The organism is Desulfonatronospira thiodismutans ASO3-1 (assembly GCF_000174435.1).
In the GTDB taxonomy this organism is placed as follows: Bacteria; Desulfobacterota; Desulfovibrionia; order Desulfovibrionales; family Desulfonatronovibrionaceae; genus Desulfonatronospira; species Desulfonatronospira thiodismutans.
The window spans coordinates 1-18,208 of the sequence record NZ_ACJN02000003.1 but is presented as its reverse complement, the minus strand read 5'-3'; the positions used below and the strand labels follow the sequence as shown (position 1 = coordinate 18,208).

The 18,208-nt window shown below is 48.2% G+C and carries 27 protein-coding genes and 3 pseudogenes; 6 read left to right on the top strand and 24 right to left on the bottom strand.

All coding sequences use genetic code 11. From position 1 onward, the window contains the following. Positions 1 to 13: 13 nt before the first annotated feature. From DTHIO_RS11815 to DTHIO_RS11785, 8 genes are all read right to left on the bottom strand, one after another. Entirely contained in the window at positions 14 to 550 is a 537-nt protein-coding gene (locus DTHIO_RS11815) for a hypothetical protein (RefSeq protein ID WP_008870517.1), read from the bottom strand. Between the two features lie 59 nt (positions 551 to 609). After that, entirely contained in the window at positions 610 to 831 is a 222-nt protein-coding gene (locus DTHIO_RS11810) for a hypothetical protein (protein ID WP_008870516.1), read from the bottom strand. 1 nt (position 832) lies between these two features. Further along, positions 833 to 1,474: an NYN domain-containing protein gene (locus DTHIO_RS11805; protein WP_008870515.1), complete on the bottom strand. Its 642-nt coding sequence runs from the start codon at positions 1,472 to 1,474 to the stop codon at positions 833 to 835. Continuing rightward, a complete protein-coding gene (locus tag DTHIO_RS11800) occupies positions 1,471 to 2,181 on the bottom strand; it encodes a SapC family protein (protein WP_008869510.1) in 711 nt (236 codons plus the stop codon). The genes DTHIO_RS11805 and DTHIO_RS11800 overlap by 4 nt, the downstream gene beginning before the upstream one ends. 78 nt (positions 2,182 to 2,259) lie before the next feature. Next, on the bottom strand, positions 2,260 to 2,475 hold the full coding sequence (locus tag DTHIO_RS11795) for a type II toxin-antitoxin system HicB family antitoxin (protein ID WP_008869511.1): 216 nt from the start codon (positions 2,473 to 2,475) through the stop codon (positions 2,260 to 2,262). A gap of 3 nt (positions 2,476 to 2,478) precedes the next feature. Next, positions 2,479 to 2,661, bottom strand: a complete 183-nt coding sequence (locus DTHIO_RS22990) for a type II toxin-antitoxin system HicA family toxin (RefSeq protein WP_008869512.1) — start codon at positions 2,659 to 2,661, stop codon at positions 2,479 to 2,481. Positions 2,662 to 2,706: 45 nt separating this feature from the next. Continuing rightward, a complete protein-coding gene (locus DTHIO_RS21460) occupies positions 2,707 to 2,853 on the bottom strand; it encodes a hypothetical protein (RefSeq protein WP_153305062.1) in 147 nt (48 codons plus the stop codon). A 93-nt stretch (positions 2,854 to 2,946) separates the two neighbouring features. Further along, a complete protein-coding gene (locus tag DTHIO_RS11785; protein WP_008870514.1) occupies positions 2,947 to 3,867 on the bottom strand; it encodes a transposase in 921 nt (306 codons plus the stop codon). A 95-nt stretch (positions 3,868 to 3,962) separates the two neighbouring features. On the opposite strand from DTHIO_RS11785, the pseudogene DTHIO_RS11780 reads away from it, so the two are divergent. Next, positions 3,963 to 4,313 (top strand): annotated as a pseudogene (locus DTHIO_RS11780) (IS21 family transposase); the annotation flags it as partial. Between the two features lie 31 nt (positions 4,314 to 4,344). Here DTHIO_RS11780 and DTHIO_RS21160 read toward each other — a convergent pair. From DTHIO_RS21160 to DTHIO_RS21155, 4 genes and pseudogenes are all read right to left on the bottom strand, one after another. Beyond that, positions 4,345 to 4,448, bottom strand: a pseudogene (locus DTHIO_RS21160) (GDP-mannose 4,6-dehydratase); the annotation flags it as partial. 15 nt (positions 4,449 to 4,463) lie between these two features. Continuing rightward, positions 4,464 to 4,664: a DUF2283 domain-containing protein gene (locus DTHIO_RS11775; protein WP_008870513.1), complete on the bottom strand. Its 201-nt coding sequence runs from the start codon at positions 4,662 to 4,664 to the stop codon at positions 4,464 to 4,466. Beyond that, the gene (locus tag DTHIO_RS11770) at positions 4,661 to 4,903 is read right to left on the bottom strand and encodes a DUF4258 domain-containing protein (protein WP_008870512.1); all 243 of its coding nucleotides are present in this window, start codon (positions 4,901 to 4,903) and stop codon (positions 4,661 to 4,663) included. The genes DTHIO_RS11775 and DTHIO_RS11770 overlap by 4 nt, the downstream gene beginning before the upstream one ends. A gap of 418 nt (positions 4,904 to 5,321) precedes the next feature. Further along, on the bottom strand, positions 5,322 to 5,690 hold the full coding sequence (locus DTHIO_RS21155; protein WP_144311526.1) for a hypothetical protein: 369 nt from the start codon (positions 5,688 to 5,690) through the stop codon (positions 5,322 to 5,324). 250 nt (positions 5,691 to 5,940) lie between these two features. Between DTHIO_RS21155 and DTHIO_RS11760 the strand changes: the two genes are divergently transcribed. The 4 genes from DTHIO_RS11760 to istB are packed head-to-tail and all read left to right on the top strand — an operon-like array spanning position 5,941 to position 8,560. Further along, positions 5,941 to 6,330 (top strand): helix-turn-helix domain-containing protein, encoded by a 390-nt coding sequence (locus tag DTHIO_RS11760; protein ID WP_008868686.1) that lies wholly within the window; start codon positions 5,941 to 5,943, stop codon positions 6,328 to 6,330. Beyond that, positions 6,327 to 6,635, top strand: coding sequence for a hypothetical protein (locus DTHIO_RS22430; RefSeq protein WP_244156371.1), 309 nt, complete (start codon positions 6,327 to 6,329; stop codon positions 6,633 to 6,635). Before DTHIO_RS11760 ends, DTHIO_RS22430 begins: the two co-directional genes overlap by 4 nt. A gap of 21 nt (positions 6,636 to 6,656) precedes the next feature. Then, a complete protein-coding gene (istA, locus tag DTHIO_RS11755) occupies positions 6,657 to 7,802 on the top strand; it encodes an IS21 family transposase (RefSeq protein WP_244156394.1) in 1,146 nt (381 codons plus the stop codon). After that, on the top strand, positions 7,799 to 8,560 hold the full coding sequence (gene istB, locus DTHIO_RS11750) for an IS21-like element helper ATPase IstB (protein WP_008869835.1): 762 nt from the start codon (positions 7,799 to 7,801) through the stop codon (positions 8,558 to 8,560). The genes istA and istB overlap by 4 nt, the downstream gene beginning before the upstream one ends. A 756-nt stretch (positions 8,561 to 9,316) precedes the next feature. On the opposite strand, the gene DTHIO_RS11745 is transcribed toward istB, so the two are convergent. The 9 genes from DTHIO_RS11745 to DTHIO_RS11700 form a co-directional block, all read right to left on the bottom strand. Further along, positions 9,317 to 9,535 carry a DUF2283 domain-containing protein gene (locus tag DTHIO_RS11745; RefSeq protein ID WP_008870510.1) on the bottom strand — a complete coding sequence of 73 codons (219 nt, stop codon included), beginning with the start codon at positions 9,533 to 9,535 and terminating at the stop codon, positions 9,317 to 9,319. A 609-nt stretch (positions 9,536 to 10,144) separates the two neighbouring features. Continuing rightward, the gene (locus DTHIO_RS11735) at positions 10,145 to 11,065 is read right to left on the bottom strand and encodes a transposase (protein ID WP_008870507.1); all 921 of its coding nucleotides are present in this window, start codon (positions 11,063 to 11,065) and stop codon (positions 10,145 to 10,147) included. Between the two features lie 254 nt (positions 11,066 to 11,319). After that, positions 11,320 to 12,300, bottom strand: coding sequence for a DUF3800 domain-containing protein (locus tag DTHIO_RS11730; RefSeq protein ID WP_008870506.1), 981 nt, complete (start codon positions 12,298 to 12,300; stop codon positions 11,320 to 11,322). A 47-nt stretch (positions 12,301 to 12,347) separates the two neighbouring features. Then, entirely contained in the window at positions 12,348 to 12,710 is a 363-nt protein-coding gene (locus tag DTHIO_RS22985; protein ID WP_050775190.1) for a glutamine amidotransferase-related protein, read from the bottom strand. Between the two features lie 218 nt (positions 12,711 to 12,928). Next, entirely contained in the window at positions 12,929 to 13,945 is a 1,017-nt protein-coding gene (locus DTHIO_RS11720) for a site-specific integrase (protein ID WP_008869515.1), read from the bottom strand. Continuing rightward, positions 13,942 to 14,910 carry a tyrosine-type recombinase/integrase gene (locus tag DTHIO_RS11715; protein ID WP_008869516.1) on the bottom strand — a complete coding sequence of 323 codons (969 nt, stop codon included), beginning with the start codon at positions 14,908 to 14,910 and terminating at the stop codon, positions 13,942 to 13,944. Before DTHIO_RS11715 ends, DTHIO_RS11720 begins: the two co-directional genes overlap by 4 nt. After that, a complete protein-coding gene (locus DTHIO_RS11710; RefSeq protein ID WP_008869517.1) occupies positions 14,897 to 16,081 on the bottom strand; it encodes a tyrosine-type recombinase/integrase in 1,185 nt (394 codons plus the stop codon). Before DTHIO_RS11710 ends, DTHIO_RS11715 begins: the two co-directional genes overlap by 14 nt. A 5-nt stretch (positions 16,082 to 16,086) precedes the next feature. Further along, the gene (locus DTHIO_RS11705; RefSeq protein ID WP_008869518.1) at positions 16,087 to 16,383 is read right to left on the bottom strand and encodes a CHC2 zinc finger domain-containing protein; all 297 of its coding nucleotides are present in this window, start codon (positions 16,381 to 16,383) and stop codon (positions 16,087 to 16,089) included. A 102-nt stretch (positions 16,384 to 16,485) separates the two neighbouring features. Beyond that, positions 16,486 to 16,911 carry a hypothetical protein gene (locus tag DTHIO_RS11700; protein ID WP_040418625.1) on the bottom strand — a complete coding sequence of 142 codons (426 nt, stop codon included), beginning with the start codon at positions 16,909 to 16,911 and terminating at the stop codon, positions 16,486 to 16,488. A 76-nt stretch (positions 16,912 to 16,987) separates the two neighbouring features. On the opposite strand from DTHIO_RS11700, the gene DTHIO_RS11695 reads away from it, so the two are divergent. Next, positions 16,988 to 17,215, top strand: a complete 228-nt coding sequence (locus DTHIO_RS11695) for a hypothetical protein (protein ID WP_040418623.1) — start codon at positions 16,988 to 16,990, stop codon at positions 17,213 to 17,215. A 114-nt stretch (positions 17,216 to 17,329) separates the two neighbouring features. On the opposite strand, the gene DTHIO_RS11690 is transcribed toward DTHIO_RS11695, so the two are convergent. From DTHIO_RS11690 to DTHIO_RS21690, 3 genes and pseudogenes are all read right to left on the bottom strand, one after another. After that, complete coding sequence (locus DTHIO_RS11690; RefSeq protein ID WP_435050724.1) at positions 17,330 to 17,563, bottom strand: DUF2283 domain-containing protein; 234 nt, start codon at positions 17,561 to 17,563, stop codon at positions 17,330 to 17,332. After that, a complete protein-coding gene (locus DTHIO_RS11685) occupies positions 17,526 to 17,876 on the bottom strand; it encodes a DUF4258 domain-containing protein (RefSeq protein ID WP_008870502.1) in 351 nt (116 codons plus the stop codon). Before DTHIO_RS11685 ends, DTHIO_RS11690 begins: the two co-directional genes overlap by 38 nt. A 106-nt stretch (positions 17,877 to 17,982) precedes the next feature. After that, positions 17,983 to 18,208: pseudogene (locus DTHIO_RS21690) on the bottom strand (hypothetical protein); the annotation flags it as partial.

Sequence of the window (18,208 nt, the reverse complement as noted above, 5' to 3'; positions counted from 1 at the left end):
AATACACACCTGTTCAGTTTACAGGCTCAAATATCCGGTTGATCTCCCCTTCGTGTCTGCGGACTGTCTCAATATCCTCGGCGGGAACGTCTTGAATCCTTTCAAAAAGATCCAGCTGCTCCTGGATATGGCGGGTTATTTGTTCCTTCTGCTCTTCCGGCAGGGGGCTTTGCCTGATCTCCTCCAGGGCCTGCTTCATTTCAGCGGTGGGGTCCTCATCCTGCATTTCCATCCCCAGAAACGCCCTGAAAATATGGTCACCAGTTAGAGCCCACTCTTGTGCATCGGAAAAACCGTGATCCACAGCTATCTGCTGCAGACGATCATAGGCTTCATGCCCCCTGACCTCTTCCAGGGAGGCAGAAAAAGGGCTTTCAGGCACAAATTCACCATCGGGCTGTTCAATATCTTCAAATTCATGCTCCAGGCTCTGCACATCGCTCCAGCTATCCACGAACCTCTCCACCCTGTCATCTGTGAGCTCAAAAGCATTAGCCGGCTGCAGAAGCAGCAAAACAAGCGCGATTGAAAGCAAAAACTTCTTTATCATAGTCACTCCTGAAATCTGTTTAACGGATAAATAGTCAGTTCCCCGGGGCCTGCCTGAATCTACTGTTGAGTCTGCTGAGCTTCCCTGGCCTCTTTCAACCTGCTCTCCAGCTCCTTAAGACTGTTTGCCAAACCGTTCAGGAAGTTACTGGCTTGAGACGCTGGAATAATCATGGTTCCGGCCTCTACTGTGGAATCGTCTGCTCCACTCTGGGTCAGCATAATCCTCAGGTTTCCATTACTCAAAGTCACTTTCGAAATACCGTCCGCAAATACGTGCATCTTAACTCTCCTTATTCCCCAAGTTTGTACTTATAAAATCCGCCTGCTCCGAAAGCTCTATTGAGACAGGGGCATGCATATTATCCAGACATACCTGCACCCCTTCCTGGCGGACCATCTCCATAGCCGGAACCAGATCTGTTCTGTCGGTGATCAGAACAAACATATCCCCGGCTTTTCTGGCTGCAAGGGTGATCATATCCAGGGCCATCTTTACGCTTATCTGGGTAGTCTCGCTTCCCGGTCGGATATCGCTGTCTGACAGGTCATCCACAGTTATCTCCTTCTTCAAAAGCGGAGACACCTTGGAGCCGACAACATTCCAGTCCCTGCCGTTCCACTCCATGCTTCCAAGCCTCAAACAGAAATTTGGTGCATGGCGCAGGCCCTCGAACAGCTGGTGTCTTAGCCTTGCACTCTCCAGCCTGGAAAAGTCTATCTCCTTACCATTCAAGGGAGATGTTCCCCTGGCCTGCAAGGGCTTACAGTCATAATAATAAATACGCACCAGGTAGTCGTTTGGTCTCAGGTGCTTCTGGCAGTATTCCCGGATCTCTCTTGGCTTGTACAGAAAGTGGTTTCTCTCCAGCACCCGGCGGCGCATGAACATGCCGTCTGTGAAAATGATTACTTTGCGTGTCATATTTTTATCTTCTCAAAATCCAGTTCTTCCATACTCTCCCAATCCGGCTCCTTATCCTGTTCAGCCAGTTTCTTAAGCCTTGCCATCTGAGTCAAGGAATAAAGCTGCCCGTACATAACCTTCAATCCGCCGGTATCCCTGAGCTTCACAAAGGCTTCTCCACTCAGGTCTTTCAACTTGGCTTCGCTCACTTTATACAGGCCACCGTACCCTTCCCAGGGCTCGATCACACCAAACTCAGCAAGCGCAGCACAGGCCCTGTCAGTTATAGCCCTCTCCCTGGCAATCTTTTCCAGAAAGTCTATTATCTGCTGCATCTTCTGGGTGGGCTTACCCTCTTCTCCGAACATTTGCTCACCATCTGGGCCATCCGTAATCAGATCAGAATTCTCGTCTACGCAGACTACTTGTTTTCCTTCCTGAGATTCCGCTAGGTAAAAGGGATGGCCTCTCAGATATGCCGGGATATAGCTGGTCTGCCACTTGCCTTCCTGGGTGACAAACAGGTTCTGTTCTGGTTTTAAGCCCATCACAGCACTCAGTACGTACTTGTTCCTGGAATAGGTAAAGGCTATTGGAAATGCCGGTACTGCTCTGGGTAATTCAGAGATAACCATGGGAACAGTGGTGCGGGTTTTGGCGTGTTGGTAGTTCTTTGCCGGATGGAAACTTTTGCCAGCGTGTGTTGTTTTGGATAAGGGTTGCATTTGGGTTTTGTAAATGAAAAACCCCGCCCTGGCAAGTTGCCGGAGGGCGGGGTATTAATCTTAAATGACGTAACCTGCCTACTTAAAAACCCACTCAGGTTCAGGGACTTCCACTTTTTCCATCTCAAAACCTGGCTCGAAAGGGACCTCTGTTTCCAGCATGTCCCTTGCCCCTTCTCTCAAGGACTCAAGCAATTCTTCCCTGGTTCTCTCTTGAGCGTTTACGCCAGGCAGATCAACCAGCCAACCTATCCACCAGTCATCGGTCCTCTTTATTACTGCTCTGTAATGCATTATCTACCTCACAAAAGGAATATTCAGATCTTTACAAATTTTTCGGGCCAAATCATCTACTATCTCGTTATGCCTTGGGACCTGAGTCTTCTTTCGATCCAGCTGATATATACTGTGTTTGCTTCCCTCTCGCAAAAGATAAGCGCCATGTACCTGCAAATGTTTGATCAACTGATGTCTTTTCATTAACTTACATTTTATGCATTCTTCCGGCAATTGGCAAGGAGCCGCTTACTCCCTCCTTATTTCATAGTCAGGATCAGCCCAGGGAGTTTTGCCGGTAATCGCATTCCAGAGCATACGCAAGGCTCCGGTGTTCTCATGGTAATGCTCATAGCAGGCCTGCAGCTCATGGATAAGACCTGTCAGGCCATCCATTGGCGCAAAGGTCCGGCCAACAATAATGAGGATCGCTCCGCCAAAATCAGATCAGGGCATACCCTGTCAGTGAACATGCTTGGAGCAGTAAACTCAAGTCTGCCCCAGGCGCTTCATAGAGTACAAACCCTCGACACCGCCAACCGGAGTAAATTTCCTTGTATCCTTGGACCCCAGTAAATGCTTGACCTGGTCAAAGACTTCCTGAACAAAATCCTTTCCGCCGATAACCCCGGAATCAGTAAAATACCGGCATCTGTATCTGAAGCGCTCTACCCTGGATATTTTGTAGCCTTTTTTCCTGGCTTTTTCCACAACCTTTTGATCAATGGTCTTGCCTTTGCCGGCGTCTACTGCTCCGGTCTCGTAAACAAACTGCCTGTACTTGCGGACAATCTCTTTGGGGTCCAGCTCGTTCCATTCCTTGAGCCCGAAATCAATATCCAGCAGACCGTCTTTGTTCCCGGTCTGGGTATGGTAGCCAAGTGAACTCCAACGGTAATCCTCGGGTTTCTTTACTATTCCAGCACGGATAGGGTTTAAATCCACATAGGCCAGCAAATTAACCAGAGTGCTGCCTTCCTGGACAATCATACTCTTAAACCGGCCTCCCCAGAAAAATCCCTGTCGCCTGTGCTTTTTGTTGTAATACCGGGTAAAGTTCTGCTTGATGTCCTTCACATAGGCACCAAGGCTGCAAAGCCTCTTCTTGACCTCAACCATCCGGTCTGTGGGCACCTGGGCTTCATCACCATAATATTTCTGCCACCTCTTGATGATGTCTGAGTTGGAAATTTCATCCTCAGGGTGCATCCGGGCTACCAGGTGGAAATGGTTACCCATGACCGCAAACCCAAGCACGTCAACAAAGTAAAGCCTGCTCAGTCTTTTGATAAGCCCCAACAGATAATCCTTGTCAGTGTCTTTAATGGGCAGACCTGACAGAGCAGTACGGGATATGACGTGGTAGACGGTGGCTTGGTCACTACGGATAAAACGGGCTATGCGGGGCATGAATTACCTCCTTTAAGGCTGGTGGTTGAGCTGTTGGAAGAATGGATAGCATAAGCTGAAATAAAACGCAAGAAGAGACTGTCCCCTTCTTCTCCTTTGTCGATTATGCCGGCCATACTGTACCGGTTACGGATCCGGGAACCGGAGAAATAAGCCAGGCCCAGATCTTTGTAGCTGTCATGGGTGCAAGCAACTACACCTATGCGGAAGCCACCTGGAGCCAGAATCTGTGGGACTGGATCAACTCCCATGTCCGGACCTTCAAGTTTCTACAGGGAGTCCCCTTGATTACAATCCCGGACAATCTCAAGTCCGGAGTCAATAAACCCCATATATATGAGCCGGATCTGAACCCCACCTATCAAGACATGGCCCTGCACTACAATACGGCGGTCATCCCTGCCAGGAGAAAAAAGCCAAAGGACAAGGCCAAAGCCGAACGCGGTGAGTATTTTTCGTCTGTCCCAGTTCTTCCTTCCTGCGCTTGATACCGTGGACTGTGTAGTTCTTGTGCAGGAGCAGTTCTGCCAGATATGCTCCGTCTTGACCTGTTATGCGGTGATTAGGGCTTTTTTAGTCATAAAATAAGTTGGAAATTAAACTGTTTCAAACTGCATTGTAGAAAGATTTTTTTTGTCTGTTTTTTTCGAAATATTAAGGATTTCCATACCAACCACTTGGTTGTTGGCGTCAAAGTCCAGTATTACACCGGGTTGAACTTCCTCTGATTCAACAATCTTGTTCTCGTCAAGTCGAAAATAAAGTGCATCAGTTTCTTTATCTACTCTAATTCTCATTGTCCTGTTCTCCTTAATCGGCGATCAAAAAAAGCTGTTATCCTCCGAGGTGGATCACTTTTAATGTTTATGACGACCCTGAGCCAGCGGCCGCCATTGACATTAAACAACTTAAGATAGTGCTTTGTTCCGTCTTTTCGTTCTTCAGTTTTATCAGGAATTGTCATGGTTTTATCAACCATTTCCATTGAAATTTCCCGCTCTTTAAGCATCTCTGTGAAATGTTTTGTATCAATCATATCATTACTAAAAAAATTGAAGGATATAGTCGAAGGCTATCCGTATAAATTTCATTGCCATGTCGTGCAATAGATACTGACATAATAGGCTTTTTGGAGGCAGGCAAGGGGAAATTGAATGCCCAGGCTACGAACCGCCCAGTCGCTTCATAGCATATAAACCCTCCACCCCGCCAACCGGAGTAAATTTCCTTGTATCCTTAGACCCCAGCAGATGCTCCCCCTGGTCAAATATTTACCCCGCCTGCCTTGTGAATCCGGGCTCCCTCTGGGTGATTCACTGGGTAAAATTCCTGCCCCATGAAATTTCTTCTCATTTCATTGGGGTCTTTCCCATTTTACTTGGGCCTCCTGCACAAAGTCTTTTCCTCTGTGAGCGCCAACCTGAATATGTCTTAATTATGCCGGTTTGAAATTGTTAATATCTTATTCTTGTATCTTCTTCTAAAAGAGAAAAGAAAAAAATATTTTTTATTTTATCTTCTTTTCTGTCCTTCTTTTTCTTCCTCTTCTTCTGTCTTGCCGTTACTGCCTTCTTTGCCTGTCTGAGGCAAAGGAGGCTAAGTTCTTGGGCCGTAAACAAAGCCAACAAGTTGTCTGCCTGCACTGTGGCGAAGCCTTTTGTCCCGACTACCGAAACAGGGGCAAGCAAAAATACTGCTCCAAAGTGCCTTGTCGGGCAGCCAGTAAGAAAGCCAGTCAAAAGGCCTGGCTGGATAAGCCTGAAAACAGGGATTATTTCCGGGGACCGGCCCATGTGGACAGGGTCCGGAACTGGAGAAAGCAAAATCCCGGATATGCCAGGCGCAAGACCACTGCTCCCAGGAAAACGTTACAAGATCACTGCCTCCAAAAAAGCGTTGAAAATCAACGTGTTGAGAAAACGTTACAAGATCACTGGATCACGCAACCATCTGTTATTATAGGACTAATATCCTCCTTATGCGGGAGTGCGTTACAAGATGACATCGTCAGGGCCGCCCGGCGGATGTACACCCTGGGCTGTGACGTCATCAACAACCCCAAAGGAGGATTTCATGTACCAAAAGTATCCGATTCATCCCCAGAGACTGCGCAAGGTTCCCAGACAGTTCAGCTGGGTGGACCACAGGCTGGTTCGTGACGGTCATATTGAGAGGTTAAGCCATGCTGCAGCAGCCTTGTACCTGTTCCTGGTGACCGTTGGCGATCAGCAGGGGCTTAGCTACTACTCCGACCCCATTGTCATGCAGCGCCTGGGCATGGATGAAGTCACTTTGCAGCAGGCGCGCTTCAATCTGATCCAGGCTGACCTCATTGCCTGGAAGAAACCGCTTTATCAGGTTCTATCCATCCAGGTCCCACCCGTAAATCAGGCCAGGACAGCACAGGCCGGGCCTGTGCACTTCTCAGACGTTCTCAAAAAACTTGCCGGGGGTAACACATGATTGATTATGAGCTTTATGCCAGAATAAAGCACTACCATGAACAAAAAGGACTTACCCCGGCCCAGATAGCAAAAGAACTGCAGCTGGATCCGCGTACAGTGGGCAAATGGCTCGAAGCAAAGCAGTTTCATCAAAGAAAGTCAGTAACAAGACCAAGCAAGCTTGATCCCTTCAAGGATACCATCGTCAGGATGCTGGAGGAGCACCCCTACACAGCCGTCCAGGTTTTGCGCAGCATCAAGGAGCAGGGCTATACAGGAGGCTCCTCCATTCTCAAGGAATACATAAGCAAAGTCAGGCCCTAAAAGTCCAGGGCCTTTTTAAGTCTGGCCTTTGCCCCAGGAGAGTGCGCCCAGGTTGACTGGGGAAATCACGGCTCCATCCAGGTGGGAGACAGCAGGCGCAATCTCAGCTTCTTTGTCATGGTCCTTTGCTACAGCAGGATGATGTATCTTGAGTTCACTGTCTCCCAAAGCATGGAGCACTTCCTGGCCTGTCATCAAAACGCCTTTGACGCATTCGGGGCGGTCCCCAGAAAAATCATGGTGGACAACCTGAAATGTGCAGTGCTCAAGCACCCCTATGGCCAAAAACCGGTTCTAAATCCCAAATATCTTGACTTTGCAAAGCACTGGGGTTTTGAGATCAGTGCCTGCGGAGTCAGAAAGCCCCATGAAAAAGGCCGGGTGGAGAATGCCATAGGTTATGTCAAAAAGAACTTGCTGGCCGGCCTTGAACTGCCGGATTACCGGGCCATCAACCATTACGCCCGCCACTGGTGCAGGGCAACAGCCAATGTGCGTATCCATGCCCAGACCGGCAAGAAGCCGGTGGACATGCTTGAAGAAGAAAGAGAGCACCTTTTGCCCCTGCCTGTTAACACCTATGATATCGGAGTCTTAACCCAGGTCCGGGCCTCGTCGCAGTTCCGGATCACCCTGGAGTCCAACCGCTATTCCGTGCCAGCCAGGTACGCAGGCAAACGCCTGACCTTGAAGACTTATCCTGATCGCTTATGCATCTATGACGGCAACAATCTTGTGGCCAGGCATGTCCGCAGCTTTGATAAAAAAAGGGACATTGAAGACCCCGATCATGTCCAGGAGCTTATTGCCCAGCGCCGGGCAGCCAGGGATCAGCAATTGTTTTCCCGGTTCCTGGCTTTGTCCCCAAGAGCAAAGGATTACTTTTTTGAGTTGGAGAAAAAGCACTTGAACATCAAACACCATGTCCAGAAGATTGTAGCCTTAAGCGAAATCTATGGCTCTGAAGCCGTGTCCAGGGCCATGGACGACGCATTCACCTACAGTGCCTTCTCCTGTGAGTATGTAGCCAACATCCTGGAGCAAAGAGCCAGGACCATGCCCGCACCAGGAGCCCTGCATCTGACCAGGCGAGAGGATCTGCTGGATATTGAAGTCAAAGACCCTGATCTAAGTATTTACGACAAACCCAAGGAGAAAAACCCATGACCAACAAACACCAAAGTGAGGTGCACAGGCTGGAAGAAAATCTCCAGCTGCTCAAGCTAACCTGTATAAAAGAGCAGTACAGGCCGGCGGCTGACAAGGCTGCCAGGCAGAACTGGGATCATCTGGGCTATCTGGCCAGGCTGGTCCAGGCAGAAGCAGATGCCAGGCATGATCGCTCCATCCAGCGCCGTATCAGGATGGCCCGTTTCCCAGGCATAAAAACCATGGAGAACTTCGACTGGACATGGCCGACCAAGATCAACCGCCCGGCCATCCAAAACCTCTTTCGCCTTGGATTTATGAAGGACAAGGCCAACATAATAATCCTCGGAGGAGTAGGCCTGGGCAAATCACACATAGCCACAGCCCTGGGTTACAGTGCATGCCTGGAAAAGCATTCTGTGCTGTTTGCCACCACCATAGATGTCATAAACACCCTCTCGGCCGCACAGGCTGCACACAAGCTCAAAACAGAGCTCAAGAAATATGTAAGTCCTGAACTGCTCATTCTGGATGAGCTTGGCTACCTGCCCATAGACAAGCAAGGTGCAGACCTGCTCTTCCAGGTCATAAGCCAGCGCTACGAACAAAAATCAACCATCCTGACCACCAACAGAGCCTTCAAGAAATGGCCCGAGGTGTTCAACAACGACAGCACCCTGACCTCAGCCATGTTGGACAGACTTCTGCACCATGCCGAAACTATCCTCATTGAAGGCAAAAGCTATCGGATGAAAGACCAGGTTCAGGAACAATAGCTCCGCATAGGCAACCGCCGGCATCAACCTTTATGTCTGGAGCTGGCGGTTGCTCCAAAACAACATTTTTAAACCGGCGTTTTATGGCATCTTCAAGCCGGCGCTAACATTCCTCCGATAACCCCGGAATCAGTTTACCCAGTTAAGCATTTATCCGGTTAAATCTTCTTCCATTTAACTGGGACGGCAGAGCCGTAGACCTTCGGTCTGTTTAACCGGGTGAATACCGGCATCTGTACCTGAATCGCTCAACCCTGGATATTTTATAGCCTTTCTTTCTGGCCTTCTCCACGATCTTTGGGTCAATTCCTCTCTTCACTGACCCCCCTCCGGGGCGTAGGCCCCTATGGGCCGGAGGCTGTCCCCCCTCCGGGGCCGCTTCCAGCCCGTAGGGCTTCCAGGCCGGCTTCCGGCTCGTAGAGCCTACAGCTCGGAGAGAGGGTAGGCCCCTATGGCTTCCTGCTCCGCTTCCAGCCCGTAGGGCCTCCAGGCCGGAGGGGAGAGCTTTCCAGCTCGGAGAGGCCGGAGGCTGACTCCTGATACCTTCTTCACTGCCCCCTGACTCCTAACTCCTGGTTCCTTATTTCAAAGCGGGGGATATGCAGGGTACTTTAAAAATCAATGCGGGGTTGGGCAGGATAAGGAAGAAAAAATAGCGGGATGCTGGCAACATAACTAAACTCGCAACATAACATAATGTCCCTACTCTCAATCTTTCACAACAAGTTTGCGTAGAAGACTTTTATCAAGGTCTAGCTAAGCAGCTACTGTCATGATGTTGGGATGAAGACCTTTGAGATAAAAATCCCGCAATTGAATCTTGTGCCCAGCATTATCTATATCGATTCCAACAAGTTTTCCTTGGGCATCATAGTCAAGGACCACTCCTTCAGAAATCTCCACACTTTCAGCGCTTGTTTCATCTGAAAATTCAATATACAGGGAATCTGTTTCATCGTAATAATTTAACTTCATAACTTAAACCTCCTGTCCAGGAAAGCATTATGTATGGTAACCTTGTCATCTAAAGTTACCACGCGCAGAATACGGTTGTCCAACTCCGGTATCCTTCCCCAGAAGCGATATCGATTATGTTCTTGTGGCTCTGATTTGATTGGATTTTCAACTACTTCTACGCACCATTCCTTTTTTAGATATGGTCGTTTTTTCAGGACCTGTTCTTCAAAGTATTTTGTATACAGATAAGTCGGCATACACCACACAATTCCTTTACCACAATATTTTTTAACAATTCATCCATGTAAATCTGATTGGCAAGGTACACTGAAGCCGAAATAATGGCATTTTCCCGGTCTGCCATCACACGCTTGAATATCTTGTCGTGTGGCCCATGGATTACGTGCATAGCTGGACAGTCAAAAGTTTTTTTGTAAATATTTATTTTTTTAGCTTTTTTAGCAGATCAATATGTCTTTCAAGCTAGGCCAAATATCTACTCAAATTTATTGACTTTATTTCTTTCAACCAGGAACGAAGAACCAGGAGCTATTAACTCTCAAGATGCATAGATACTGATATAATAGGCTTTTAAGGTGCAGGCAAGGGAAAAATGAAAGGCCCAGGCTATGAACCACCCAACCTCTTCATAGAGTACAAACCCTCTACACCACCTACGGGCGTAAATTTCCGCTCATCCTTGGACCCCAGCAGGTGTTTGACCTGATCAAATACCTCCTGCACAAAGTCCTTCCCGCCGATAACCCCGGAATCGGTAAAATACCGGCATCTGTACCTGAAGCGCTCTACACGGGAGATCTTGTAGCCCTTTTTCCTGGCCTTCTCCACAACTTTTTTTTCAATGGTCTTGCCTTTGCCCGCATCCACTGCGCCTGTTTCATAGACGAACTGCCTGTACTTGCGGACTATCTCTTTGGGGTCCAGCTCGTTCCATTCCTTGAGCCCGAAATCAATATCCAGCAGACCGTCTTTATTACCTGTCTGGGTATGATAACCAAGTGAACTCCAGCGGTAATTCTCCGGTTTCTTAACAATACCGGCACGGATAGGGTTTAAGTCTACATAAGCAAGCAGGTTCACCAGAGTACTGCCTTCCTGTACAATCATACTCTTAAACCGGCCACCCCAGAAAAATCCCTTCCGCCTGTGCTTTTTGTTGTAATACCTGGTAAAGTTCTGCTTGATGTCCTTCACATAGGCCCCAAGGCTGCAAAGCCTCTTCTTGACCTCAGCCATCCGGTCAGTAGGCATCTGGGCTTCGTCACCATAATATTTCTGCCACCTCTTGATGATATCTGAATTGGAAATCTCATCCTCAGGGTGCATCCGGGCTACCAGGTGGAAATGATTCCCCATAACTGCGAAACCCAGCACGTCAACAAAGTAAAGCCTGCTCAGTCTTTTGATAAGCCCCAACAGATAATCCTTGTCAGTGTCTTTAATGGGCAGACCTGACAGAGCAGTACGGGATATGACGTGGTAGACGGTGGCTTGGTCACTACGGATAAAACGGGCTATGCGGGGCATGAGATACCTCCTTTAAGGCTGGTGGTTGAGCTGTTGGAAGAATGGATAGCATAAGCTGAAATAAAACGCAAGAAGAGACTGTCCCCTTCTTCCTTTGGTCTGTCATCTGTAAGGCTTAGAAGCCTTGATCCCCGGCCTGCGGCCAGAATTATTGCTTTCATAAAAAAGATTATACCACAGAGAGCACAGAGGCTCACAGAGAAAAAGGTTAAGAACAACTCTCTTTACGCCCTCTGTTGACATCATAAGTGTTTTCAGGTCACAGAAAAACATAAAGAAATAAACTCAGCCTGGTAAACCTTGACAAAATAAGCATGGATGTTTAATGTTGATAACGTTCGGTGCTGCTTGTCAGCTCGATAGGGTCCGCCCCGCCGAACATCAATAAACAATAAAGCCTCCGCAAGGAGGCTTTTGTTTTTTTCCCACCAGGGTATTAAGGGACTGTCATCTGGAAATATTTTCAAGCCATCCACCTTGCTTTGATTGGTATTAGATGAGTTGTACAGCAGGGGGAATACTTTTTTGAAATATTCATAATCAAAGCGCTGATAGCGCATTGTATGGTATATATTGTATGAACACATATCTGCCGCCTGAATTCCTTCTGAAAGTTCACTTCGCACAAAGAGAGGCATTTCCACGATATGCCTGAACCTGCAGTCGGCACTGGTTCCACTTTCCAGAAAATATGCATGTTTTCTGGCCAGAGAAAGGTTGGCCTGTCTGCTGATATCATCTGTAACCATTATAGCTTTATGTTTGCGGTGCTTTTCCCGCATATAGTTTTCCACCCTCTCACATAAGAGCTCCCAGGCCTTGCGGTGCAGTTTTGAGGCGTCCATGTAATCCTGCAGATATCTCTTATCTATAACCACGGAAACCAGCACTGCCGGAACTGAAAACAGCTGGTTGTAGTATGTAGCCACAAGATCATCCACTTCTTCCATGGTCAGCAGGGAGAGAAAGGGATGTTTTTGCCTTTCCCTGTTTATCCTGATCCAGTTTGATTTTATCTCGCACTCATCAAGTGAAACCTGGCCTGCATTATGAATCTGGAGCAATATTTTCTTTTTGGCGGCTATAGGATCATAAAACTTGCGCCAGTTATGTTCAAATATCCCCAAAGCTGTTAATACATACAACCAGTCTTTGGGAGAAGCTGAATAATCCATCCCGGGATGTATACCGTGGGTATCCAGGTTTCCTGTCTCATCTACGTAAAATATGTACAAAGCAATATCCTCGTGTGTTGATACGAAGAAATACTTAACAGGCAAACTTACAGTGGTAAACCAAAAAACCTCCTGATTATTTCCATATCAAAATCCCGCACCGGCAATTCCCTTTCCGGATGCCACATTACAGCCATCAGAGGTTTGTCCTGATGATAAAAGCCTTCAATATGGCCCTCCATATCCCTGACAAAGGTTATAAGCGGAGGGTTAATTTCAAGAGGTCCGCAGTTGTCATGGTAGGAGTTTACAGTACGTTTGTTGCCGGAAAGGCTTATCTCATGTCTGGTTCCAGCATGGCCTGTGCAAGGGCTTATTTCATATTCAAAATAATGAGCCATGATCTGCAGCCCCCGGCATACTCCAAATACAGGCAGGTTATTATCAAGGGCATACTGGATTAAAGTCAACTCTGTCTCATAAACGCAAGAAGAGACTGTCCCTTATGTTGCGAGTTCTCGTAACAGGCTGATATGCATGTAAATAAACCGGATTTGGCGGGGTCTTCATATCTTCATGGATACCAGGGGGATATGAAGACATGCAGCATAATTATTTTGGGCTGGCAACATAATTTTTGGCCTTGGAATATAGTACCACTTGTTTGGACTCAGCCTGCATATGGGCCTTACAGGCTGTCCAGCCAGTCCAGAGTCTCCTGCTCTTTTTCCCAGTCCAGAAGTTCATCCAGTTTGGGGTCCTGGGTCTGGTTCTGGGTGTATTCAATGAACTTCTGCTGCAGCTCTCGTTTGCGATTCAGACTCAGCTTGAGATAGACCATGGTGGATTGCAGGTTTTCATGTCCCAGGTGGTTTTTGATGTCTGTCAGGCTGAAGCCGGTCCCGAGCATGTTGATGGCACATGAATGCCTGAAGCAATGCACCGGATTCAATCCCTGGAATCGGTTTTCTTCAAACACCAGGCTCAGATATTTCCTGCATAACCGGTAGATGCCGTTTCTGGTAAAGCCTTGCCTGCGCTGATTTAAAAACAGGGTGTTCTGATGCAAGGGTTTGGGCCTGGGGCGGTATTTCTGGATATACATGGACATGAGCTGGACTGTCTTGGGCCAGAGCTCGATTTGGCGGTAGCGGTTGCCCTTGCCCAGGATGGCCAGGGTTTTCTTGTGCGGGTCAAAGTAGTCCAGACGTAGCGAGGCTGATTCCTCGGCCCTGGCCCCGGAGTTGTAGAGCAGGTGGATGATGGTATAATCCCGGAAAGCTCCGCTTTTCTTGAGATTTATACTATCCAGGACCAGCAAAACCTCTTCATGGGTGAGAAAGGCAGCCAGTTTTTTGGGGAAGCGCTTCTGAGGGATGGAGATAATCCGGTCTGCCAGCAGTTTATGTTCGGGATAGAGAAAACGGATCATTCTGGCCAGGGACTTGAATACCGCCAGTCTGTGGCCTCTGGTGCGAGCACTGTTATTTCTGCCGCTCTCCAGATGGTCTAAAAAATCCAGGATGAGCTGGGTGCTTAAATGCTCAATCTCCAGGGAGTTGATATCCCGGCCAAGGGTTTTGGAGGCAAAGGGCAAAAACAGGCTGAAGGTATGGCGGTAGGCCAGGATGGTGTTGGAGCTGACGCCCTTGGTTCTTGGCAGGTACTGATCAAAGAAGGTATGCAGACAGGAGCCCAGATTCATATGTCCTCCAGTCGCGAGATGGCAAAGTCCACAAATCCCTGGCGCTTCTCGGCGTCCATGACCTTGAGATACAGGGCGGTGTAGCGGTACTTGCTGTGGCCCATATACGCGGATAGTACTGGCAGAACAGCCTGGGGGTCCCGGCCCCGGTCCCGGGCCGCCTTGAGGGTGTTGACTGCAAAGGAATGCCTCAGGCTGTGCGGAGTGGGATGGCCAAAGACCATGTTGGCTATAATTCTTCTTGGGGCATGGATTCCCGTTTCCCGCACAGCCCTGTGAAAGACGGGATACACCTGATTGGTTCTCAGGGCGTTTTTAAATCCTGGCAGGAGATAAGGGCTTGTGCAGCACAGGGCGTCTCGAAGACTCAGGAAGTTATCCAGTTCTTTTTGGGCCTCCCAAGGAATGGGAATCAAGCGGTCCTTATGGAACTTGGTCTTTTGGATATAGATAGTGCCTTGCACAGGATCAAAATGTTCAAGCCCCAGGTTGAGTGGTTCGGACATGCGCAGCCCGCACCTGGCCTGCAACATTAGAGCTATGTATATGCCCATATCCACCAGGAAGCACTTTTCCCTGCTGCGCCGGATCTGACTTTGCACCCCCTGCAGGAGCTGCTCCACCTGCTCCGGGGAGAAAATGAAAGGGATAAAGGCGTTTTCAGTCTTGGCCGGGAGATCCTGGACCGGATTATGTTCACAGCAGCCTGTCCGGTGCAGATAAGCAAAGAAGTTGCGTGTGGCCTGAATGACATTGTTGACGGTTGCAGGCGAGCCCTTGATTCCATCACGGAAGCCCAGAAAAAAGGCAGGCGTGAGGTCTTCCCACCCCCGGGCATTATCCCGGACATAATAATCCAGTGCTCTCAGCTGGTTTGCCAGGCTCTTGTTCACATATCCAAGTTCCTTGCGGTACTGGATAAAATCATTTAGATGTCCGGCCAGAAAGCTCTCAAACTTTTTCATTGAACAATACCTCACGCATCAGTCTGGTGTGTACATGCAGATATCTCTTGCTGGTCTTGATGATGTCATGACCCAGCATCTCTTTGATTTCAAAGATGGACGCCTCCGCCTGCAACAGGTTCTGGGCATAGGTATGGCGCAGCCAGTAGGCAGATCCTTTGATCCCGGCCCGGCGGAAGCAGGCGCTGATATTCTGGCTCACGGTCAAAGGAGTGAGTGGTCCGTAAGGTGTCCTGGTATTGCAAAGAAGAAACCTGTGCCCGGGATCCATTGGTCTATTCCAGGCAAGGTATGCGGCCAGAGCCCTGAGTGCCCCCTGAGGCAGGGGAAGTTTGGCTGGAGAAGAGTTTTTTCTGTCCGGCAGGTATATCAGCTTGTCCCGGAATAAAATGTCATCCAGGGTCACCCGGCAGATTTCCCCCGGCCGAAGCCCCAGGGAGTAGGCCAGATGGATCATGGCATAAGACCGCAGTCCCCCGGGGCGATCCTTGTCAATGCTTTGAAACAGGGTCTTTATTTGTTCCAAAGTAAGAAACCTGGGTGGTCTGCTCTGGGCATACACCGGCGGCCCCTGGATCAAAGCGCTCAAATCTTTCTTCAGGATTTGTCTTTCCAGGTACAGGTAGCGTAAAAAACCTCTAAGGCCTGATCGTTCATGTATTCTGGTTTCAGGGGCGTATTTCCTGTTTCTCTCAGCCAGAAAAGCATCCATATGTAAGACATCCAGGTCTTTAAGCTCCATGCCCTGGTTTTGCAGGTAGTCATTAAGTGCGGATAGAGTCCCCCGGACCCGGTAGATCTGAACATGTCCCACCTGGCGGGTTTGGGTGTAGAATTGGAGATACTCTTCATAAAGCCTGGGCAGCTGGGCTCTTTGGAGCTTGCTCCTGCCTCTGCCTTCAGGCAAAGCACCCGGCGGCAAGCAGATTATGCCATTCTGGTGCAGGTAGCGCATGAATCCGCGCAGGACAAACCCGGCATACTTAACCTGGACATGGTCCTTAAATGCCTGCAAGGTATCCCGGGCAAAGGTACGCTCCCAGGGGATGCTATTTAGCACCACAAAGTCCAGCAGCCGGTTTAGAATTTGGCTGTGTTGGGCCATTGTCCATGGAGCATACCCGGCATTGTTCATCCATTCCAGGTAGTCCTGGATCTGCCTGTCCAGCATAACCTCTACCTGCCCAGCCTTTGTTCCATGTCCTGCAAAAACTCCACTGCCTCCCGGAAATTTAAGCCCTTGACCACCATGACCAGGTCAATGGGGTTGAAATTTCTTTCGCAACGAAAACACCTGGCCAGGTTGGTTCTGGGATTACAGGCGGTCAAAAACTCGGAGCAAAGCGGGCACAGAAAGCGCAAGTATCCGTCCCTGACTTTGGAGGGCATATCCAGGATATGGACAATAACGTCATTGACCAAAACCTTGTTTCGCAACCGCTGCAGTTCCTCTCTGGAATATCTTTGGGCCATGATTTCCTCCTCGAGATAAGTGTCAGTGATTAAGATTTGACTTCCCTATCACCACCCCGGCAGTGGAGGCTATCGAGTCCTACCTTTGCAATCAGGACCAAATCATGCGCAACCCATTGATACTTCTGTGATTTTTACGATTTTCGCGTCCATCTTTGCAATCAGCAGATCCTGGACAGAAATCATGGCGTAAGTTCCTGATATGTCACTGTTTTCAGCTGATAACGCGTCCAGCTTTGCAATTTCGCTGGAAATGGATTCGATGGCCCTCCTGCGCCGGTTTCTATATCGCTGTTTTTCCCGGTTGCTTCGAGTATAGTCAGGGTTGTTTTCCCTGTAGTTATTCCAGTAGTCAGGGTTCCTGGCACTCCAGCGTTGGTCTGAAGCCCTTTTATTGAGCCTGTAGGCCTGGTCCACCTGCATTTTCTTTCTTTGCCACCGGCGCTTGCGCGCTCTCTGGCAATCAGGCTTGGAGCAGTATTTCTGGTCGGGGTTACGTTTGGTAAGGGGAAAAAGACACCGGCTCACTGCAGCGTTTTTTGGACATACAACCTCCAGGAGCAGTTACTCCAAGAGGTTGTAGTTTTGGAAAGAAGAAAAATGAATGGAAAGAATCCAGGCGGGGTTAAGAAAAAAGCTGAGGCCGGTGCTCATGAGTGGAGCCCGACCACTGACTCTTGAGTCTGAGAACGACTTTAAGGGCGGGGTATGCGGGGTGTATGTAAAAACTATACCGAGTAAGGCGGGGTATGCGGGGTACGTTAAAAATAAAAAGATACTAAAGGCAGGCGGGTTAAAGCGGGTTATCGCGGGATACTGGCAACATAACTAAACTCGCAACATAATGTCCCCTTCTTCCTTCGTGCTGGTCTCAAAGACTTGGCCCCACGCTTCACCTCCTTGACTTTCTTGGCATGGATGTCCCATTTTGATCAATTTTGATCAATTAGGCATGAACCGGTATCTTTTTGTCCTTTATCATAGGAACAAGAATATTAAACTCGTCCATAGCTACAAATTTCGAAGCATCCAGAATTTCCATCTCAACAGGAACTCCTTCACTATCAAGATGAAGAATGACTCCTTCCTTCATATCTATTGAATCTACAGGAACTCCTTCCTTAAATTCAACTACGAGTATATCAGTCTCTTGGGAGTATTTGATCTTCAAAGCTTCCACCTCCCTGAAAATATCTATCCTTATAAGGACAATATACAGTGATCAACACTGAAACCAAATCATCATATTCATATACTGCTCTTAATACATGCTGACCAAAACATCTGTGGGCTATGAATCTATTATTGTGCCCCACCAGGACTTCTTCAGGGTCTAGTAACGTTTTAGATACCGCTTCAAGGGTGAGTTGCCATTTCTCCATTCTTGTTAGAGCATGGGTGGTAAAAATTATTTTATACTTAGCATCGTTTTTTTCAAAGGTAAATAAAGTCCCTTTGTCATGGGGAAGACTGTCAACTACCGCAATACTCACCTGATCTTTCCTTTAGCTTTACCCACTTATGCTCATTCTAAAATCTAAAACATTTTATCAATTTAATAAGATAAAGGCAAATAAAATTCTAGGCAAAGCCTTGAATTCAGCCTGCTCCCAACCTTTTCATAGAATAAACCCCCTTCACCCCGCCAACGGGAGTAAATTTCCTAGTATCCTTGGACCCCAGTAAATGCTTGACCTGGTCAAAGACTTCCTGAACAAAATCCTTTCCGCCGATAACCCCGGAATCAGTAAAATACCGGCATCTGTATCTGAAGCGCTCTACCCTGGATATTTTGTAGCCTTTTTTACGGGCTTTTTCCACAATC

Excerpts from the sequence above, each read along its gene's own strand:
- DTHIO_RS11815 (WP_008870517.1), bottom strand. The coding sequence starts at position 550 with ATGATAAAGAAGTTTTTGCTTTCAATCGCGCTTGTTTTGCTGCTTCTG.
- DTHIO_RS11810 (WP_008870516.1), bottom strand. The coding sequence starts at position 831 with ATGCACGTATTTGCGGACGGTATTTCGAAAGTGACTTTGAGTAATGGA.
- DTHIO_RS11805 (WP_008870515.1), bottom strand. The coding sequence starts at position 1,474 with ATGACACGCAAAGTAATCATTTTCACAGACGGCATGTTCATGCGCCGC.
- DTHIO_RS11800 (WP_008869510.1), bottom strand. The coding sequence starts at position 2,181 with ATGCAACCCTTATCCAAAACAACACACGCTGGCAAAAGTTTCCATCCG.
- DTHIO_RS11795 (WP_008869511.1), bottom strand. The coding sequence starts at position 2,475 with ATGCATTACAGAGCAGTAATAAAGAGGACCGATGACTGGTGGATAGGT.
- DTHIO_RS22990 (WP_008869512.1), bottom strand. The coding sequence starts at position 2,661 with ATGAAAAGACATCAGTTGATCAAACATTTGCAGGTACATGGCGCTTAT.
- DTHIO_RS21460 (WP_153305062.1), bottom strand. The coding sequence starts at position 2,853 with ATGGATGGCCTGACAGGTCTTATCCATGAGCTGCAGGCCTGCTATGAG.
- DTHIO_RS11785 (WP_008870514.1), bottom strand. The coding sequence starts at position 3,867 with ATGCCCCGCATAGCCCGTTTTATCCGTAGTGACCAAGCCACCGTCTAC.
- DTHIO_RS11775 (WP_008870513.1), bottom strand. The coding sequence starts at position 4,664 with ATGAGAATTAGAGTAGATAAAGAAACTGATGCACTTTATTTTCGACTT.
- DTHIO_RS11770 (WP_008870512.1), bottom strand. The coding sequence starts at position 4,903 with ATGATTGATACAAAACATTTCACAGAGATGCTTAAAGAGCGGGAAATT.
- DTHIO_RS11760 (WP_008868686.1), top strand. The coding sequence starts at position 5,941 with ATGTACCAAAAGTATCCGATTCATCCCCAGAGACTGCGCAAGGTTCCC.
- DTHIO_RS22430 (WP_244156371.1), top strand. The coding sequence starts at position 6,327 with ATGATTGATTATGAGCTTTATGCCAGAATAAAGCACTACCATGAACAA.
- istB (WP_008869835.1), top strand. The coding sequence starts at position 7,799 with ATGACCAACAAACACCAAAGTGAGGTGCACAGGCTGGAAGAAAATCTC.
- DTHIO_RS11745 (WP_008870510.1), bottom strand. The coding sequence starts at position 9,535 with ATGAAGTTAAATTATTACGATGAAACAGATTCCCTGTATATTGAATTT.
- DTHIO_RS11735 (WP_008870507.1), bottom strand. The coding sequence starts at position 11,065 with ATGCCCCGCATAGCCCGTTTTATCCGTAGTGACCAAGCCACCGTCTAC.
- DTHIO_RS11720 (WP_008869515.1), bottom strand. The coding sequence starts at position 13,945 with ATGAATCTGGGCTCCTGTCTGCATACCTTCTTTGATCAGTACCTGCCA.
- DTHIO_RS11715 (WP_008869516.1), bottom strand. The coding sequence starts at position 14,910 with ATGAAAAAGTTTGAGAGCTTTCTGGCCGGACATCTAAATGATTTTATC.
- DTHIO_RS11710 (WP_008869517.1), bottom strand. The coding sequence starts at position 16,081 with ATGCTGGACAGGCAGATCCAGGACTACCTGGAATGGATGAACAATGCC.
- DTHIO_RS11705 (WP_008869518.1), bottom strand. The coding sequence starts at position 16,383 with ATGGCCCAAAGATATTCCAGAGAGGAACTGCAGCGGTTGCGAAACAAG.
- DTHIO_RS11695 (WP_040418623.1), top strand. The coding sequence starts at position 16,988 with ATGGAAAGAATCCAGGCGGGGTTAAGAAAAAAGCTGAGGCCGGTGCTC.